The 17,867-nt window shown below is 39.6% G+C and carries 16 protein-coding genes; 12 read left to right on the top strand and 4 right to left on the bottom strand.

Features of this window, described 5'->3' with window-relative positions:
- Nucleotides 1-42: 42 nt before the first annotated feature.
- From ACFSKV_RS08795 to ACFSKV_RS08820, 6 genes are all read left to right on the top strand, one after another.
- Nucleotides 43-405, top strand: coding sequence for a hypothetical protein (locus ACFSKV_RS08795; protein WP_380801586.1), 363 nt, complete (start codon nucleotides 43-45; stop codon nucleotides 403-405).
- A gap of 7 nt (nucleotides 406-412) precedes the next feature.
- Nucleotides 413-754: a winged helix-turn-helix domain-containing protein gene (locus ACFSKV_RS08800; RefSeq protein ID WP_380801587.1), complete on the top strand. Its 342-nt coding sequence runs from the start codon at nucleotides 413-415 to the stop codon at nucleotides 752-754.
- Nucleotides 755-843: 89 nt separating this feature from the next.
- A complete protein-coding gene (locus ACFSKV_RS08805) occupies nucleotides 844-1,359 on the top strand; it encodes a molybdopterin-binding protein (protein ID WP_380801588.1) in 516 nt (171 codons plus the stop codon).
- A gap of 67 nt (nucleotides 1,360-1,426) precedes the next feature.
- Nucleotides 1,427-2,185 carry a molybdate ABC transporter substrate-binding protein gene (gene modA, locus ACFSKV_RS08810; RefSeq protein ID WP_380801589.1) on the top strand — a complete coding sequence of 253 codons (759 nt, stop codon included), beginning with the start codon at nucleotides 1,427-1,429 and terminating at the stop codon, nucleotides 2,183-2,185.
- 7 nt (nucleotides 2,186-2,192) lie between these two features.
- On the top strand, nucleotides 2,193-2,867 hold the full coding sequence (gene modB / locus ACFSKV_RS08815) for a molybdate ABC transporter permease subunit (protein ID WP_380801590.1): 675 nt from the start codon (nucleotides 2,193-2,195) through the stop codon (nucleotides 2,865-2,867).
- Entirely contained in the window at nucleotides 2,864-3,538 is a 675-nt protein-coding gene (locus ACFSKV_RS08820; RefSeq protein ID WP_380801591.1) for an ABC transporter ATP-binding protein, read from the top strand. The genes modB and ACFSKV_RS08820 overlap by 4 nt, the downstream gene beginning before the upstream one ends.
- Before the next feature lie 109 nt (nucleotides 3,539-3,647).
- Here ACFSKV_RS08820 and ACFSKV_RS08825 read toward each other — a convergent pair whose 3' ends face one another.
- On the bottom strand, nucleotides 3,648-4,949 hold the full coding sequence (locus ACFSKV_RS08825; RefSeq protein WP_380801592.1) for an aminotransferase class V-fold PLP-dependent enzyme: 1,302 nt from the start codon (nucleotides 4,947-4,949) through the stop codon (nucleotides 3,648-3,650).
- A 135-nt stretch (nucleotides 4,950-5,084) separates the two neighbouring features.
- Between ACFSKV_RS08825 and ACFSKV_RS08830 the strand changes: the two genes are divergently transcribed.
- Nucleotides 5,085-5,885 carry a hypothetical protein gene (locus tag ACFSKV_RS08830; RefSeq protein WP_380801593.1) on the top strand — a complete coding sequence of 267 codons (801 nt, stop codon included), beginning with the start codon at nucleotides 5,085-5,087 and terminating at the stop codon, nucleotides 5,883-5,885.
- 20 nt (nucleotides 5,886-5,905) lie between these two features.
- Here the strand turns inward: ACFSKV_RS08830 and alr are convergent, their stop codons facing one another.
- Together alr and araD1 are read right to left on the bottom strand one after the other, a co-directional pair.
- The gene (alr, locus tag ACFSKV_RS08835; RefSeq protein WP_380801594.1) at nucleotides 5,906-7,060 is read right to left on the bottom strand and encodes an alanine racemase; all 1,155 of its coding nucleotides are present in this window, start codon (nucleotides 7,058-7,060) and stop codon (nucleotides 5,906-5,908) included.
- Between the two features lie 178 nt (nucleotides 7,061-7,238).
- Entirely contained in the window at nucleotides 7,239-8,201 is a 963-nt protein-coding gene (araD1, locus tag ACFSKV_RS08840) for an AraD1 family protein (RefSeq protein WP_380801595.1), read from the bottom strand.
- A gap of 169 nt (nucleotides 8,202-8,370) precedes the next feature.
- On the opposite strand from araD1, the gene ACFSKV_RS08845 reads away from it, so the two are divergent.
- Nucleotides 8,371-10,428 carry an alpha-L-fucosidase gene (locus ACFSKV_RS08845; RefSeq protein WP_380801596.1) on the top strand — a complete coding sequence of 686 codons (2,058 nt, stop codon included), beginning with the start codon at nucleotides 8,371-8,373 and terminating at the stop codon, nucleotides 10,426-10,428.
- Between the two features lie 373 nt (nucleotides 10,429-10,801).
- Here the strand turns inward: ACFSKV_RS08845 and ACFSKV_RS08850 are convergent, their stop codons facing one another.
- Nucleotides 10,802-11,179 (bottom strand): GxxExxY protein, encoded by a 378-nt coding sequence (locus ACFSKV_RS08850; RefSeq protein ID WP_380801597.1) that lies wholly within the window; start codon nucleotides 11,177-11,179, stop codon nucleotides 10,802-10,804.
- A 373-nt stretch (nucleotides 11,180-11,552) separates the two neighbouring features.
- Here ACFSKV_RS08850 and ACFSKV_RS08855 point away from each other — a divergent pair, with 373 nt between their 5' ends.
- The 4 genes from ACFSKV_RS08855 to ACFSKV_RS08870 all read left to right on the top strand — a co-directional run bounded on the left by ACFSKV_RS08855 (nucleotide 11,553) and on the right by ACFSKV_RS08870 (nucleotide 17,842).
- Nucleotides 11,553-12,107: a gluconate 2-dehydrogenase subunit 3 family protein gene (locus ACFSKV_RS08855; RefSeq protein ID WP_380801598.1), complete on the top strand. Its 555-nt coding sequence runs from the start codon at nucleotides 11,553-11,555 to the stop codon at nucleotides 12,105-12,107.
- Nucleotides 12,100-13,806 (top strand): GMC oxidoreductase, encoded by a 1,707-nt coding sequence (locus tag ACFSKV_RS08860; protein ID WP_380801599.1) that lies wholly within the window; start codon nucleotides 12,100-12,102, stop codon nucleotides 13,804-13,806. Before ACFSKV_RS08855 ends, ACFSKV_RS08860 begins: the two co-directional genes overlap by 8 nt.
- Before the next feature lie 269 nt (nucleotides 13,807-14,075).
- Nucleotides 14,076-16,583, top strand: coding sequence for a TonB-dependent receptor (locus ACFSKV_RS08865; RefSeq protein ID WP_380801600.1), 2,508 nt, complete (start codon nucleotides 14,076-14,078; stop codon nucleotides 16,581-16,583).
- 5 nt (nucleotides 16,584-16,588) lie between these two features.
- Nucleotides 16,589-17,842: a carboxypeptidase-like regulatory domain-containing protein gene (locus ACFSKV_RS08870; protein WP_380801601.1), complete on the top strand. Its 1,254-nt coding sequence runs from the start codon at nucleotides 16,589-16,591 to the stop codon at nucleotides 17,840-17,842.
- Nucleotides 17,843-17,867 lie beyond the last annotated feature (25 nt).

Genomic DNA, 17,867 nt, shown 5'->3' on the forward strand with positions numbered 1-17,867 from the left:
TTTTTCTCAAATTCCTCCATCAATAAACCCATTAGTTATATCATGAAAAAATTAGCTTTCTTCCTAATTGGAATAATGTTTTGTGTTACAATAGCCACTTTTGCTCAGTATTCAGACTATTTTATTGGTACCTGGGATATAATAATTACAGACACCCCTCAGGGAAATGTCAATGCAAGGCTAACTCTTGAGCGTGTGGAAGGAAAACTAATCGGCAAATTCAGCCAGGCGGGAGCTTCTCAAGAAACCACTGTATCCAATATCAACGAAGATGAAAACGGAATAACTCTTTTCTTCTTTGCAGAAGGTTATGATCTTTATTTGAAGTTAAATCCTGAAGAAGGAGATAAATTATCAGGTTACTTGATAGACCAATTTCCAGTCAGGGGTGAAAGAGTGAAATAACAAGTTAATGTCCCAAAAAAAACTCAAAGTCAGATGCTGGATCGAATTGGATGACAGCAGGTTTTTTGGTCCAGGAAGAGCAGAACTTCTTGAGCTGATATCAATTCATGGGTCTGTTTCCAAAGCATCCAAGGTTATGGGCATGTCCTACAAAAAAGCCTGGGATATGGTCAATGACTTGAATAACCGAGGGCCAGAGGCATTTGTTACTTTACAAAAAGGAGGGCAAAAAGGAGGTTCAGCGATCTTGACGGATTTTGGCCGGAAATTTTTACATCGGTATCAGAAACTGGATGAAAAATTAAAATCCATAATCAAAGAAGGTGAGGATATAATGGAAAATCTTTGATTAAACTGTAACTAACAAAAGATTTATTTTTTTTGAAAAGCGATATGTATATTTGGAAATATCGGTTCTCTTTCAAAAATAGTAAGACAATGAAATCCATAATTAATACCGTTCTTCTTCCTCTACTCTTTCTGATGCTATTTAATTCATGTGGGGAAAAAACTGTTGCCCAATCCTATCAACATGCAACTATTAAATTTACAGGAGAATTCCCAAACCCATTTGAATTGAGTATGGAAGATTTAAAATCCATGCCCCAATCAGAAGTCCCCGGAAAAGATAAGGATGAAAAAATCCATCGCTTCCAAGGAGTATTTCTGATCGATTTGCTCAAAAAAGGCGGGTTGGAATTTGGCACTGGATTGAAAGGTAAAAACCAGGCCCAATATCTTTTGGTTGAGGCCGCCGATGGTTATAAGGTTATTTTTTCCCTTCCCGAAATTGACCCTGAATTTTCAGGGAAGCAGATTATAGTGGCACATTCAAGGGATGGAATTGCATTGGAGGAAGGAGTGGGTCCCTTCCGGTTTGTGGTACCGGAAGAAAAACTTCACGCGAGGTGGATTAGAGAGGTAGTAGCCATTAAACTGATCAAAGTTGAATAAAAAATGAGGTGTATTGCAGAGATGAGTATTATTTTGGCAATAAATTGGTTTAGTTGATTAAAAAGCAATGAAGGCAGAAATTATTCTTTTATCCTTTTTTTTGATTTTTATTTCGATTCAGCCTTCTTTTTCCCAAAAAAAGGAAAAAGTTTTGGTAGCCGCAGCAGCAGATTTAAGATTTGCTATGGATTCCATTATCCAGATTTATCCCAATGCTACTGAAATTGAGGTTATCTATGGGTCATCCGGCAAATTCTTCGAGCAAATTTCCAACGGCGCACCTTTCGATTTATATTTTTCTGCAGATTTGAGCTATCCTAAAAAATTGCAGGAAAATGGAAAAACGGTCTCTGATATTTATCCTTATGGGATTGGAAGGTTGGTGATTTGGAGCAAGAAAGATTTGGGAAGAAGCTATTCCTTAGAGATGTTAAAAGACCCTCAATACCGGAAAATAGCCATTGCGAATCCGCGCCATGCTCCTTACGGTCAAAGAGCAGAAGAAGCATTAAAGCATTTTGGAGTTTTTGAGCAGGTTAAACCTAAACTGGTGTTTGGAGAAAACATAGCCCAAACTGCCCAATTTGTCAGTAGTGGTGCTGCAGATATTGGGATTATCGCACTGTCTCTTGCCCTTTCTCCAAATATGCAAAAGATGAACCAAAAATATTACCTCATACCTGAATCAAGCCACCAACCATTAATACAAGGTGCTGTATTGGTAAAGAAAACAACCCAGAATCCAGGAGCCATTAAATTCTTTGATTTTGTAAAAGAAGAACAGGCCCGATTGATTTTGACCCATTTTGGTTTTACCCAGCCCTGATATTATTATGGATTATTCACCCTTTATATTATCCATTAAACTGGCCTTTGTAACTACCTTGGTACTTTTTGTGCTGGGAATTCCTTTGGCTTATTGGTTAGCTTTCAATCCCAAAAGGTACAAAATTTTCTTAGAAGCAGTTGTGGCATTACCTCTTGTTCTTCCTCCAACTGTCCTTGGATTTTACCTGCTTTTGGCCTTAAGCCCGGAAAATTTTTTGGGTTCCTGGCTGGAAAAATATTTTGACTTGAGATTGGTGTTTACTTTTGAAGGATTGGTGGTGGCTTCGGTATTTTACAGTTTACCTTTTATGGTTCAACCTTTGCAATCAGGCTTCCGTTCGGTACCTTTCTCTTTGGTTGAAGCGGCCTATTCTTTGGGGAAAAGCAGATGGATAACTTTAAGGAAAGTCATCCTGCCCAATATGTCCGCAGCCATAATTTCAGCATGTATTCTGACTTTTGCCCATACCATTGGGGAATTTGGCGTAGTATTGATGGTGGGCGGAAACATTCCTGGAATCACTAAGGTTGTTTCCATCAGCATTTACGATGAGGTAGAGGCCATGAATTACAGCCTAGCCAATCACTATGCGATAATCCTATTGGTATTTTCCTTTTTGATTTTGTCTTTTGTTTACTTTTTTAATTATCAGCAACGAAAAAACATCAGGCTTTTATGATCAAACTGGAACTCTATAAAAAATTGTTCGGCGCTGACGGTCCAATTCACTTGCAAGTTCAAACCAACATTCAGTTTAATGAATTAGTCACTTTATATGGCCCTTCAGGAGCAGGAAAAACCAGTATTATCCGCATGATTGCTGGATTGATGAAACCTGATGATGGAAGCATTACAGTGAGTGGTGAATCATGGTTTGACAAAAAGCTAGAGAAAAATCTCAAGACCCAAGACCGATCGATTGGTATGGTATTTCAGGAGTATTCTCTTTTCCCCAATATGACAGTATATGAAAATCTGAAATTCGCTTTACCCAAAGGGGATTCGGAAAGCATTATTGAGGAAATGCTGGATACCGTTGGACTTAAAAACCTAAGGGATAAAAAACCAAACCTACTTTCGGGCGGACAAAAACAAAGGGTTGCGTTGGCAAGAGCATTGGTCCGCAAACCATCCATCTTACTATTGGATGAGCCATTGTCTGCCTTGGACACTGCCATGAGAACCAAGCTTCAGGATGACATTTTAGTCTTTCATAGCCAATATAATTTAACTACCATTTTGGTTTCCCATGATTACCATGAAGTCAAAAAAATGTCTGACAGGGTAATATTGTTAGAAAACGGTAGGATTGCAGGTGAAGGAAAAGCGGAAGATATTTTCAAACAATAAAAATGAAATGAGACTTGAAAATCTCAAACTTAAAGGAAATTGGATTACTGAAAATGGGTTGCCGGATATGATATGTTTTGCCTTCCATTAAGTTTTACCCACTCAAAAATTAACTTTTAGCAATATTTGATAAGGCTTCCACCAATCGGTCCAAATCAGAGATTTTGGTATACACATGGGGTGAAACCCTTACACAGTGGATATTTTCCAAAGAAATGGATGTGGTATGGATTTTATATTTACTCATTAAAACACTAGTCAAAACCCCTGGCTCAATCCCTTCAACTGATACACCTGCCAAGGCACAACTATACGCAGGATTCAACGAGGTATGGATTTTTACTCTGGGAATATCTTTTGCCTGCTTTGCCCAATAATCCTTCAAATACCGGATCCGTTCCTCTTTCCTTTTGGTACCTATGGCATTGTGAAAATTTAATGCTTCCCCGATTCCCTGTTCAATAGGAAAACTTCTGGTTCCCAAATTTTCAAACTTCCTGATATTATCACTTTGGGGATCTCCGGCACAGACCAAAGGCCATACTTTGGATATTTTGTCCTTTTTGATCCATAACATCCCGCTTCCTATTGGAGCAGATAAGTATTTATGAAGGCTCGTCCCGAAATAATCACCTTCCAAATCCGGAATCTTAAAATCCAAGAGCCCAAAGGAATGTGCCCCATCAATAATCACTTCCAGTCCATGTTCATGCGCCATTTTAGCAATTTTCTTTACAGGCATGATCTGTCCATTCCAATTGATGACATGGGTCAGGTGGATGATTTTTGTTTTTTCTGTTATGGCTTCACGGTATTTTTCAACAATTTCTTCATCATTTTCAATGGGAAAATCGAAAGTCAATTGTTTATAAATTATCCCTTCCCTTAATACCCTTTGTTTCCAAGCCTGCATCATATTCGGATAGTCCTGCGTGCTTCCAACAACCTCATCTCCTTTTTTCAAATCCAAACCGTAGATAACCGTAACCAAGGCCTCTGTAGCATTTCTATTGATAGCTATTTCTTCCGAAGAACAGCCCCCCAACTTGGCAAGGGATTCTCTGAGACTTTCCCTACCTTGATCCAAAATCTGCCACATGTAATATGATGGCCCCTGATTGGTCATTTGATTGAAGCGCTCTACCGCTTGTTGGACTACAATAGGACTGGGAGAAACACCACCATTGTTCAGTATAATAATGGGAGAGGAACTAGCGGAATACCCTTGTTGGATCACTGACCAATAATCTTCGTTTGAAGCCATTTCGATAGGCGATAGTCCATGGTACTGCTCTTCATTATCATTCCAATCGGAAGCATGAATTTGGTTGAAAAGACTGTTGACCGAAAAAGCTCCTATAAAGGCACCGGCTTTTTTGATGAAAGATCTGCGATTTTCTGAGGTATTCATTGAAATGATATGTAAATTTATTGGGTATTGAATGGATAAGTTCCTAAAAAATTCGGAAAAATACATGGTCTTATTATTATTTGTTTTGTAAGGCCCCCATGGTTCTTCCTGTACCCTTTCATCTCTTTCGGATGTATGAAAAGAATCCACTTAGTCGAATTTGAAGATTTGCCATGGTTTCCCAACTGGATAAGGGAACTGATGACCCGCTATATCCAAACATTCCATAAAATCCTGAATACTTCTGATCACCTTATTCCTTTGGTAGAAAAAGGTCTATCCTTCAGTTCCTCATCCCAAATCCTTGACCTTTGCTCTGGCAGTGGGGGACCTATGCCAGACGTCCTGAAAAATCTTAAGAAAAAGGAAAAACATTCAAACCTAAAACTCTTCTTAAGCGACTTATTTCCCAATCAAAAAGCTATCAAAGAAATCAACAAGAAAGCAATAAAGGATATACAATACCTTGAAGATCCTCTCGATGCTACCCAAGTTGATTCCAAATTTACCGGACTAAGAACCATGGTAAGTGGTTTGCATCATATGAAACCATTTCTTGCGAAACAAGTTCTGCGAAATGCAATGGAAAGCAAAGAACCCATTTTGATTTTTGAGATTTCGGATAATTCGGCTCCCATTTTTCTTTGGTGGTTGGCAATTCCAGTGGCTTTCATTACTTCTTTGTTTGTGACACCTTTTGTACGACCTATGACTTGGCAACAATTGGTATTTACATACCTCATTCCCATTTTACCTTTGTTTATCGCTTGGGACGGAGCTGTTTCCAATGCAAGAACCTACACAATTGGAGATATGCAAAAACTTGTAGAAGACCTTTCCGATGACTTTTACCAATGGGAAATGGGGAAAATAAAAGGAAAGGGAGGAAATAAACTGTTTCTATTGGGTAGGCCTATGGTTAATTCCAGATTATAAAGTTTAAATCTTAGATAATTTCATTCCACGATCCTCCTGGGAATGTCATGAGGTAAACGGGTCAACAATTCATAATTTACCTGTTGGGAAGACTCACTAAATGAGGCAATAGTAATTTCCTTATCCCTTTGTTTTCCAATGATCACAACCTCGTCTCCTTTTTGTACCTTTTCCAGGTCTGTCACATCCACTGCGATACTGTTCATGGTAACGGTTCCTACCACAGAAACCACCCTGCCCCTTATCAAAACTTTTCCCTGATTACTTAAGAGGCGGCTATAGCCATGTCCATAGCCAATGGGAATTAAGGCAATGGTCATGTCCCTAGGGGCCATATAGCTTGATCCATATCCAATGAAGTCACCCATTTTTACAGCCTTGGTGTTCATGATACTGCTTTTCCAGGATATCAGCCTTTTCAGTGGGTTTTTGTTGTCCTCTGGTAGGGATTGGAACCGGTACATATAGGTTTCTTGGGTTGGCCAAAAGCCATAGGAAGCAATGCCCAACCTCACCATGTCCATTTTGGTTTCCGGATATAATAAGGTTGCTGCTGAACAAGCAGTATGGTATTTTTCAAATTTGATTTCCTGGGAATCAAACCATTTTTTGATTTTTTTGTAGTTTTTGATCTGATTCCTTACGCGTACATAATTGGCAATACTTTCAGCACCTGCATAATGGGTACAAAGGCCTTTCAATTCCAGGTAATCAGTATTTTCATCCAGCAAATGGGCAAGCCATTCTTTGTCTTCCCATTCAAAACCGGTCCGGTGAAAGCCTGTCTCCACTTCCACATGGATTTTGGCTTTGATGCCCAATTTTTTTGCTGCTGCAATGGAAGCCTCCAACCGGTCAAATTCAAATACAAAAAAACTGATCCCCTTCCGTATAATCTCTTCCAAGTCTTCATTTTGTAACATGCCCATGATCATGACCTGACTTTGATGCTGACTTGCTTCATAAACCCGTAAAGCCTCATCTGATGAAAATGTGGAAAAATGGCGAATTCCGTTTTCTTCAGCCAAAGGCACCATTATTTCAATCCCGTGCCCATAGGCATTGCCTTTTACCACCATAGAAATCTGGGTTTTTGGGTCTATATCTTCTTTTAAAAATTGTAAGTTTTGTTGATACGCTGATTTACTGATTTCGATATAAGAAGTATGCTGCATGTGGGCAAATTACATTTTCTAATTTTTTAACCTAATTTTTTATGAAAGAGTTGGATTAAGATTGCATTTCAAGAATAACCCTACTGCTTAATTCCATGTAACTTTAACGTATTGTTAATAAAACGGAAATTCTGAATCAACCTAAATTAGAAGATGATTAGGGTTATAAACATGCTTGTTATACCTGTTTGAGTGTGTTGATGAGTGGTTTTCCGAGTTCCGGAATAGAAATCTCAAATCTGTCCCCATTTTGGACTTCAATCCCATCAGCAAAACTTGCTACTGAGGTGCCAAAGTAGTGTACATGGACATCTCCAGGCTGTCGAAACAGGTCATATTTGAAGTGGTGGTGTTCCAGATTGGCGATATTGTGGCTCATGTTGGCGTTACCGGTTAGGAATTCCTTTTGCCATAGCAGATCTTCTCCTCTTATGATACTACTTAGGCCTACCACATGATCAGGGAGTTCGCTGATTAGGAGCTCAGGCCCAAAGGCACTTGCCCTGAGCTTGGAATGTGCCAAGTAGAGGTAATTGATTTTCTCCATTTTATGATCCGAAAACTCATTGCCTATTGCAAAACCCACCCTAAAAGGATTGCCTTCTGGATCGATGACATATAATCCTGCCAATTCGGGTTCCTCGCCTGCATCCAGGGCAAAAGGAGGAGAAAGCAATTCATGACCTGTGGGTACTACGGATAGCCCGTTTCCTTTGTAAAACCATTCTGGTTGGACTCCGGGCTTTCCATTTAACATTTTTCCATTTTCGAGCCCCATTTGGAACATTTTCATGGAGTCTGTAAGCTCATCAGGGTTGCTGCTTTTTAGTTTTTGATGCATTTTATCCCGGGAAGCCGCAGATCCCAAATGGGTAAGTCCAGTGCCCGTAACCCAACAGCGATAAGGGTCAGGATGGGTAAGCGGGAGCAGAACCTGTTTATTGTCTAATAAAGGTTGATAACTTACTGTTTGATCGCCTGCCAGATAGTTGACAAGGTCTTCCAGACTTTTTCCAGATGTAAAGGATTTTTGCACCAATTCATAGGTACTCTTTATTTCAAGCAACAGGCGCAGATTTTCATCCTCTACCAAAGCCACATTGGTGGTGTTCTCTTTATTTTTAAACTGTACGATTCTCATTGGGGATAAGGGCTTACTGGAAAAGAAACATAAATTTCAGTGAAATTTAGTCAAATAGTACTGTTTTATCCTTTTAATCCTAAATTTTCTCAAGGTAGATAGGGATTTGGGCTGTTGTATGTATGTTTTCTGGAAAAATGATTAATATTTCAGAACAATTGGTTTTCATATGAAAAAGCTTCTGTTTCTTGCATTGATTATTTGTGCCTGCCAAGGCCCTGAAGTAGCACCCCCAGCACCTGTTTATCCCATTCCTTCGGAACGGCAGTTGGCCTGGCATGACCTGGAATACTATGGCTTTGTGCATTTCAATATGAATACTTTTTCGGATATGGAATGGGGAATGGGGGATGAAGATCCCGCTGATTTCAACCCTACTTCATTGGATACCCGTCAATGGGCCAAAGTGGCCAAGGAAGCGGGAATGAAGGGAATTATTATTACTGCCAAGCACCATGATGGCTTTTGCCTTTGGCCTTCAGCTTATACCGAACATTCTGTAAAGAACTCCCCCTGGAAAAATGGGAAAGGGGACCTGATCCAGGAGTTAAGAGATGCCTGTGATGAATTTGGTCTAAAAATGGGCATTTACTACTCCCCTTGGGACCGAAACCATGCGGATTATGGCACGCCGGAATATATCAACTATATGCGGAATCAGCTGACGGAATTACTAACCAATTATGGGGAAATCTTTGAGGTATGGTTTGACGGAGCAAATGGGGGAACCGGCTACTATGGAGGCGCCAATGAAAACCGCTATGTGGATAAGTTGACTTACTATGATTGGCCGAATATCTATGCCTTGGTGAGAGAATTGCAGCCCGGTGCGGTACTTTTTAGCGATGGTGGACCAGATGTGCGCTGGGTTGGCAATGAAGAAGGTTATGCCTATGAAACCACTTGGTCCAATCTGATGCGGGATTCAGTCTATGCTGGTATGCCGGAGTACCCTGAAAAATATGCATCAGGTCAAGAGGACGGTACCCATTGGGTGCCTGCAGAAGCGGATGTATCCATTAGACCGGGATGGTATTACCACGAATACGAGGACCACAAGGTGAAGACGCTTCCTCAATTGCTGGACATATATTACAACAGCATTGGTAGGAATGCAGCCCTTTTGATCAATTTTCCCGTAGATAGAAGAGGCTTGATCCATGAAAAAGATGTGGAGCAGATCATGAAGTTATCCACAAAAATTAAAGAAGATTTTGCCATAGACCTAGCCCAAATAGCCAAGTTCAGCGCCTCGAATGAAAGAGGAAAAGGCTTTGAAATCAAACAGGTACTCAATGAGGATAAAAACAAGTATTGGGCAGCAGAAGATGGAGTTATCCACAACGAAATTGTTATTCAATTCCCTCAAAAACAAAAAATTAACAGGTTTATGGTCCAAGAACATATTGTCTTAGGCCAAAGGGTAAAAGCTTTTACATTGGAAGCCAAAACGGAAAAGGGCTGGGAACTTATCCACAAGGGAACCACCATTGGTACAAAGCGAATCCTGAGATTTGACGATGTGGATACAGATGCTTTGAGGTTTACCATTACCGATGCCAAAGCAAGCCCTACCCTTTCCAGGATTGGGGTTTACCATGCACCGGCATTGCTGATCGAACCTATGCTCAAAAGGAACAAATCAGGGGCCATGACTTTGATTGTTCCCGGAAGCAATGTGGATATTTATTATACCTTGGATGGCAGTAATCCAGGCATCAACAGTTTAAAATATGAAAGGCCTGTGATGATGGATCAAGCGGTCCAATTGAAGGCCATCAGTCATGACCCTGCTACTGGTCAATTGAGCGAGATTTTAGTACAAGATCTGGATATGGCCAAAGCCAAATGGAGCGTTATCCACACTGATCCCAATGCAGAAAAAGCCATTTATGAGGATCCAAGTACCTTTTGGCAGAGCACAGCGGATGAGTTGACCATAGATTTAGGTGAAGTGATTACGCTATATGGATTTACCTATCTCCCTCCCCAAAATAGGTTTATGAGCGGTGTGATTAATAGGTATGTTTTCCAAAGTAGCTTCGATGGAAGGACCTGGACAGATAGGGCCCTGGGTGAATTCTCAAATATTTACAACAATCCTATTGAGCAGACAATAAGATTTGATGGGGTGGAGGCAAGGTATATCCGGCTGAAAGCATTGGGAACAACTGATGGATTGAAGGGCTCCTTTGCAGAACTTGGTGTAATTACCAGGGATAATTAATTAACCACAGATAAATAGGATGAACGCGGATGATGTATGAAAAATGGATGAATTTACCGCAGATTTGCGCAGATATTGGGATTAAAAATACAGATGAATGTTGACTAAAGTTTTTACCTAGGATGAGTGCGGATGATTAATGATAATGGATGAATTAACCACAGATGGACGCCGATAAACACTGATATTATTTGTGAAAATAGAATGAACCATTGATTCATGTTGAGGACTACTGATCATGAATATAAAAAAGGATGAACTAACCACAGATTAACGCAGATAAACACTGATAAATATTGATAAAAACTTTGTTTTAATAATTGGATTCACTCTTTCCGTCGTATCATTAGTTCAAAATAATAGGTCGATTTGTCTATAAAACATTATTGATTACTCTTTTGATTTGGACTTTAGGAGATCCAAAGTTGATTAAAAGTGCTATTGAGTTCCTTGCGCCCTTTAAGTAGTTTAAAACTTGAGCCAAATGAATATCATCTAGGGCTTTTACGGTCTTCAATTCTACAATGATAGTTTTTTCCACATACAGATCGGCAAAATATTCTCCCACGATTTCTCCTGAATAATGCACATGAATGGGAAATTGCTGATTGACTAAAAATCCGCTTTTCCTTAATTCAATAGCCAATGCATTTTCATAAACCTTTTCCAGAAAACCTGTTCCCAAAGTATTGGAAACCTTAAAGGCTTTGCCAATTATTTCTTCAGTGATCCAATCATAATCCCACGACATAACAAATCATTTTCCAAAAAATAATCGCTATTAATCAAATACGATTCATATTATCCGTTTAAATAACCGATTAAATTATTTTTTTATCTGCATTAATCCTCATTCATCCCTTATCCATTTTATCAGTGTTCATCCCATTCATCTGTGGTTAATAACCTCATCTGAATACCTCAAAATCATTATCAAATTCAGAAATCATAAAAAATCCATCTTCATCCTTGATTCATTTTATCAGTGTTCATCCCATTCATCAGTGGTTCATTTTTTAATCTTTATCCAATTTCATCTATGGTTAAATTAATCAGTGGTTTGAAAAATCCCTAAATCGTTATACCTTATTGCTCATTTAAAATCAAACCCTAATAACCTATCCATGAAAAGAAGAGATGCCCTTCGGAGTCTTGCCCTGTTGACAGGCGGACTGGTATTGGTACCTTCCTGTGATTTTTCAAAGGAAGACATCCTCGATGCCTATCAGAACCTTCAGATTACCCCTTCCCTCAAACAATTGTTGGCCGACATAGCAGACAGCATCATTCCTTCGGGAAATATCAAAGGGGCAGCAGATATCAGTGTGCAGGATTTTATCCTTGTCATGGTCAATGACTGTATCGAGGAGGAAGGACAAAAAACCTTTATGAACGGGTTAAATGGCTTTGAGGATTACAGTAAAAAAACAGCAGGCTCATCCTTTGGCAAATTGGACCAAAAACAAAAAGAATCACTCATTCTGACAGGTTTATCCACAGAGGAAGAAAGTCAAAAGGAGATCAGAGATTTTCTAAGAATGACCAAAAGGTTTACCACCCAGGGCTTCATGATGTCCGAGTACATCCAAACCCAAGTGAAACCCTATTCTCTCATTCCCGGGGAATATAAAGGAGATGTATTGATTGCTGACATTAAAACGGAAAGAATAAATGGCTAATCTGAATATAGACGCCGCAAAAGAAAGAACATTTCAGGCCATTGTCATTGGCTCTGGATTGAGCGGCAGTTGGGCTGCAAAGGAACTTTGTGAACATGGTGTAAAGACACTGGTCATTGAAAGGGGCCGGGATGTGAAACACATCAAAGATTATCCAACCACCAATATGCTTCCCTATGAATTCGAACACAGAGGACAGATTCCTCAGGAGATTCAAAAAGAAAATCCTGTAGTGAGTCGCTGCTATGCCTTTCGGGAAGATGCAGCCCATTTCTTTGTGAAAGATAAGGAACACCCTTATGTACAGGAGAAACCCTTTGACTGGATCAGAGGCTATCAAGTGGGAGGGAAATCCTTATTATGGGCCAGACAAGTGCAAAGATGGTCTGATTTTGACTTTGAAGGCCCGGCCAGAGACGGTTTTGCTGTGGATTGGCCCATCAGGTACAAGGATATTGCTCCATGGTACAGCCATGTGGAAAAGTTTGCAGGTGTTTCAGGAAACAAAGATGGGTTACCAAATTTACCGGATGGAGAATTTCTTCCCGGTTATCCATTGAACGTCGTGGAAAAGTATTTTCAGGACCAACTAAAGAAGCACTATGGAGATTCGCGTCATTTGATTTTGGCCCGCTGTGCCCATATCAATGGTAACTTTGAATACTATGCCCAACAAGGCAGAGCAAAATGCCAAAGCAGAAATCTCTGTCAGAGAGGTTGTCCATTCGGGGGTTATTTCTCAGCCAATTCCTCTACCATACCTTGGGCAGAAAAGACCGGAAATATGACATTGCGTACCCATGCAGTAGTGCATTCCATCATTTATGATGAAGAAAAAGGAAAGGCCACAGGTGTCAGGATTGTAGATGCCAACACTAAGGAAATGGAAGAATATTATGCAGATGTCATTTTTGTCAATGCGGCTGCCCTCAATACCAATTTGATCTTGCTTAACTCTATCTCCAGCCGCTTCCCAAATGGATTGGGAAATGACAATGGCCTATTGGGAAAATATGTAGCTTTCCATAACTACAGGGCAGGCATATCAGCGGAGTATGAAGGTCATTTGGAATTTACAACTCAGGGAGGCAGACCTACCTCTGGTTATTTCCCAAGGTTCAGAAACGTTTTCAAACAGGAAACGGACTTTCTAAGGGGATATGCAGCAGGTTTTTCTGCAAATAGGGGAAACTATTCCGATCAAAGCAGCATCGGTATGGAGCTTAAAGAAAGTTTGCTCAATCCTGACAAATATGGCCCATGGAGAGTGGGTTCGCATATGATGGGTGAGACCATACCCAAAGAAAGCAATTATGTCGCTTTGGATCCAAATCAAAAAGATGAGTGGGGAATGCCATTATTGAGAATCAATGTGGATTATGATGACAATGATGAAAAAATGGTGAAGGACTACCTGGAACAGATGACGGAGATGTTTGAAAAAGCAGGTTTCACCAATATTCAAACCAGAGACGACCATAGGGCACCTGGTTTGGATATACATGAAATGGGCGGAGTACGGATGGGCAAAGATCCTAAGAACTCCCTGCTCAATGCCAACCATCAACTGCATGCCGTTCCGAATGTTTATGTAACGGATGGGGCATCAATGACCTCTACATCAACACAAAACCCGTCCTTGACCTATATGGCTTTTGCAGCAAGAGCAGCGCACCATGCGATGAAGAATTTGGGGTAAAAATCCTAACCATAATTTCAAGCCTGATAGTAAAAATCTACTGTCAGGCTTTTTTGAATTACCTGTTATTAAATCTCCTTTGACATCTGAACCCAGATTCATTCTTTAACTTCCTATTATCATTCAAACTCATTTTCGATTTTTTAACGTAAACTAAGGTTTCCAAAAAATGAAAGGTTATTTCCTAAATAAAACAAAGATTATGCGCTTCTTGAGTAACTAATATTGTCTTTATTTCGTAAGTTTATTTAAACTAAAATTCCCTGATTATGAACTTTTCCATATCATCCCTCGCAACGTGGATTTTTATTATTTTTTTTATAACTCCTTCATTTGGTCAGGAAAGCATAGACAAAATTATCGAAAGCATTGAAAAATATCACCAGACCTATCCCTACGAAAAAGTTTACTTACATACTGACAAACCCCACTATTTTTTAAATGATACCATCTGGATCAAGGCCTATGGACTAATTGAATTAGGTAAGGAGGATCCAGAAAAAACCCCAACAGTTCCCCTTTACGTGGAATTGCTTCAGGATAGGGTATTACCCTACGTCTCCAGGATCATCATGAAACTCGAAAATGGAATGGGTCAGGGAGATATTGTATTGCCCAGAAATCTCCGCCCTGGGGTTTACACCCTAAGGGCTTACACGGAATGGATGATGAATTTTGGAGAGGAAGCATTTTTTGAAAAGAATATTTGGGTTGGGGAATTGGGTGATGGCTGGGAGTTTATCAATCAAAATCCGAAATTGAACCTATCCTTTTTTCCTGAGGGAGGGTATCTCGTCGAGGGAATTGAAAGTAAAGTCGGATTTAAGGCAACAAATGCTATTGGTAAAGGCACCGATGTGTTGGGCTATATCCTAAATAGCAAAATGGATACAATTCTCAGATTTGAATCAGAACACTTGGGGATGGGGGCTTTTAATTTCAATCCTGTACCAAATGAAAGCTATGAAATAAGGGCAAAGTCGGCGGAACAGGACTGGACCAGATTTGCTTTTTCAGCCATTCAAAAAACCGGATATGTGCTGAAAATTGATCCCTTGTATGAAAACGATCAAGTAAAAATAAGTGTCCTCCATAATAAAGTTCCTCAACCCAAATCACTCCATATCATTGGCCTTTCCAAAGGAAAAGTTGTTTTCAGAAAAGATTTGGACGCAGGAAAACAGGAAAACAGTTTCTTTCTGGATAAGGAAGATTTCATGCCCGGGCTGGTTACTTTTACCCTGATGGATGATGAAACCCAGCTTTTGGCTGAACGTTTGGTTTACTTCCTCCCTTTTTCACAGGCTAGCGGGAAATTCAGAACCGAAAAATCCGAATATGGGCCAAAAGAAATGGTAAGAATGGATATTGAGCTTAATGATGAGTTCGGGATGCCAGTAGAAGGAGATTTTTCCATATCTGTAACCGATGCTTACCAAGTAATGCATCTGGAAAATTCAGAAAATATAGTCTCTTATTTTCAACTTAGTTCAGATCTGAAAGGAGTACTGGAACAACCTTCCTATTATTTTAATCCGGAAAATCCAAATGCAGAAAAATACCTGGACATACTTTTACTGACCCAAGGTTGGAGAAGGTTCTCTTGGGAAAACCTCTCCAAATTGAATGAATTACCTCCCTATCAGTTTGAATCCGGTTTGAGTCTAAGTGGAAAGGTGTTCAAGTTGAATAACAAACCTGTCGAAGAAATCCATAAACTTACCCTTTTGGTAAACCATTGGTATGGTGACCCTCTAGTTTATGAAGGCGAAACTGATGCATCAGGAAGATTCACTTTCCTAGGGATGGATTACCAAGATACTGTTGGCATATTTTTACAGGCATATCTCGAAAAGGAAAAAGCAAGTGGGAAGAAAAAGGAGCTCAAACGAAATGAGTTAGAAATTTTTGAAAAGGAAATTCCCAAACCGAAAATGGCCAGCTTGATCGGATTACCTCAGGGAGACCAATTTATAGATTATGAGGATTATTTGGTTACAGTGAAAGAAGCAAGAAACCTGATGGAGCAATTTGTGCTCAACAAAGAAATTGAATTGGGAGAAGTAACCGTCAGAGGAAGAAGAAGTGACCAAATACCGGATACACGGACCATACAATACAATGATTCGCCGGAATTAAGTATGACCGTGACTGATGAATATTATGGTTTTCAAAATGTATATCATTTAATCAGGGGAAGATTCCCTGGGGTGACAGTGTATGGAGATGTATTTAATATGATGAACCCCCCTGCCATTCTTATGAGAGGAGGATTGATCTCAGGTCCGGCAAGTGGTAGGCCGGCAGTTGGTGGTGCAGCTATTTTTATTGATGGATCTCCGGCAACACCTCAATTGGCTGCAACTATACCTGTAGCGGAAATAGAAAGGGTGGATATATTAAGAAGTTTAGCAAAATCTGCTGTTTATGGATCACAAGGTGCCGGTGGCGTAGTCAATATACTCACCAAAGGAGGAAACCCAAATAGGGATTATTCAGAAGTGGATATCCTTGGCAATGCAACATTAGTAACTCAAGGTTATGCGCCTATACGGGAATTTTATGTTCCTCCCATGGTGCCTGATATCAGTGCTCCCATTGCTATTGATTATAGGTCGACTATTTTCTGGTTATCTTTTGTAGAATCTGATATGAATGGAAAAGTATACCTAGAATTTCCTTTATCAGAAGGAAGACCTGAGGTAAGGGTTAGTTTGGAAGGATTATCAAAAAAAGGCGAACCTATTTACTCCAACTATACCTTTAAAGTAAAATAGGTTCCATGAAAATAAAAAAATCCAATCTTTTAATCCTTTCCACTTTTTTCCTTGGAGTATGCCAGGTGCATGCACAATTTCTCATGAGAGGTAAGGTATTGGATGCCGAATCTCTACAACCTTTGGAATTTGCCACTGTATTCATCAACAATTCAACTTTTGGGGATATTACTGACCGAAATGGAGCTTTTCAGATCAATGTCCCGGCCGGTAACTATGAATTGGTCATCAGTTATTTGGGATACCAGACATTTAGCTTTCCTTTTAATACAAATACCATTCGTGATAGCTATGAGTTCAGGATCCTACCTGAATTTTTTGAACTTGAGGAAGCAAGAATCGCCGAAAAAAGGGACAAAGCCTGGTATAATAACCTGGAAATATTCAAAGAAAATTTCTTGGGTACCAGCATCAATGGCCAAAGGTGCAAAATACTCAACCCTGAGGTTTTAATTCTGGACAACGAAACCAATAAAAATGTATTAACGGCAAAATCCAAAGGAATTTTGGAAATCGAAAACCCCAATTTGGGGTATTCAATTAAATATGTCCTGGAAGGTTTCGAGCTTGACTTTGAGAATAAAGTTTCCAAGTATGCCGGATACCCCTACTTTATCGAAAAGGATATTCCCCGGCGCAGAAAAGCACAAATAGAGAAGCAAAGAATCCGGGCTTTTGAGGGAAGTATTACTCATTTTGTCCGCGTTTTATACCAGGGAAATATAGAGGAAGAGGGATTTGTAGTCAAAAAATCAGAGATTAAAAATAATAGAGAAAGGCCCAGCGATGCTGAAATAGAAGTCGCTAAGGAACAGTTAGCGCAAACCCGTACTTGGTTAGTAAGGGATAGTTTGAGGCAGTTTATCCAAAAAGAAAACTTACCGAAAGAAAGATTCGAATTATCCGAGGAAGATTTAAGCGTTGATAATTTGGTAGAAGAAGCCCGAAATGGATGGCTATTTTTAACCTATTCTGATCCATTTTTCGTAATATTCGAAAAAGAACATGAAGAACCCAATTTCCGCAAGTATTCTGCCAAACAATCCGACACTAATCAAATAAGAGGAAAGTCGGTCGGAATCCATGCAAAATTGGATCCGATGCCTTTTCAGGTTACTCAACTTACCTTGACAGGAAATGCCTTGAGAATATTTGAAGATGGCAGTTATTTCCACCCCTTTGATCTTTATTTGAACGGCTATATGGCATGGGAAAAAATCGGAGATTTGATGCCTTTTGATTATAAAATGAGCGATTAAAATAAACAGCTTTGACAATCAAATT

This window comes from Shivajiella indica (assembly GCF_042683085.1).
Classification (GTDB): domain Bacteria; phylum Bacteroidota; class Bacteroidia; order Cytophagales; family Cyclobacteriaceae; genus Shivajiella; species Shivajiella indica.

What these genes read in the sequence shown, in the direction of transcription:
- araD1 (WP_380801595.1), bottom strand. Translation starts at nt 8,201, where the DNA reads ATGAGAATCGTACAGTTTAAAAATAAAGAGAACACCACCAATGTGGCT.
- ACFSKV_RS08830 (WP_380801593.1), top strand. Translation starts at nt 5,085, where the DNA reads ATGAAAAGAATCCACTTAGTCGAATTTGAAGATTTGCCATGGTTTCCC.
- ACFSKV_RS08855 (WP_380801598.1), top strand. Translation starts at nt 11,553, where the DNA reads ATGAAAAGAAGAGATGCCCTTCGGAGTCTTGCCCTGTTGACAGGCGGA.
- ACFSKV_RS08850 (WP_380801597.1), bottom strand. Translation starts at nt 11,179, where the DNA reads ATGTCGTGGGATTATGATTGGATCACTGAAGAAATAATTGGCAAAGCC.
- ACFSKV_RS08825 (WP_380801592.1), bottom strand. Translation starts at nt 4,949, where the DNA reads ATGAATACCTCAGAAAATCGCAGATCTTTCATCAAAAAAGCCGGTGCC.
- ACFSKV_RS08795 (WP_380801586.1), top strand. Translation starts at nt 43, where the DNA reads ATGAAAAAATTAGCTTTCTTCCTAATTGGAATAATGTTTTGTGTTACA.
- ACFSKV_RS08865 (WP_380801600.1), top strand. Translation starts at nt 14,076, where the DNA reads ATGAACTTTTCCATATCATCCCTCGCAACGTGGATTTTTATTATTTTT.
- ACFSKV_RS08820 (WP_380801591.1), top strand. Translation starts at nt 2,864, where the DNA reads ATGATCAAACTGGAACTCTATAAAAAATTGTTCGGCGCTGACGGTCCA.
- ACFSKV_RS08860 (WP_380801599.1), top strand. Translation starts at nt 12,100, where the DNA reads ATGGCTAATCTGAATATAGACGCCGCAAAAGAAAGAACATTTCAGGCC.
- ACFSKV_RS08845 (WP_380801596.1), top strand. Translation starts at nt 8,371, where the DNA reads ATGAAAAAGCTTCTGTTTCTTGCATTGATTATTTGTGCCTGCCAAGGC.
- ACFSKV_RS08870 (WP_380801601.1), top strand. Translation starts at nt 16,589, where the DNA reads ATGAAAATAAAAAAATCCAATCTTTTAATCCTTTCCACTTTTTTCCTT.
- ACFSKV_RS08805 (WP_380801588.1), top strand. Translation starts at nt 844, where the DNA reads ATGAAATCCATAATTAATACCGTTCTTCTTCCTCTACTCTTTCTGATG.
- alr (WP_380801594.1), bottom strand. Translation starts at nt 7,060, where the DNA reads ATGCAGCATACTTCTTATATCGAAATCAGTAAATCAGCGTATCAACAA.
- modA (WP_380801589.1), top strand. Translation starts at nt 1,427, where the DNA reads ATGAAGGCAGAAATTATTCTTTTATCCTTTTTTTTGATTTTTATTTCG.
- modB (WP_380801590.1), top strand. Translation starts at nt 2,193, where the DNA reads ATGGATTATTCACCCTTTATATTATCCATTAAACTGGCCTTTGTAACT.
- ACFSKV_RS08800 (WP_380801587.1), top strand. Translation starts at nt 413, where the DNA reads ATGTCCCAAAAAAAACTCAAAGTCAGATGCTGGATCGAATTGGATGAC.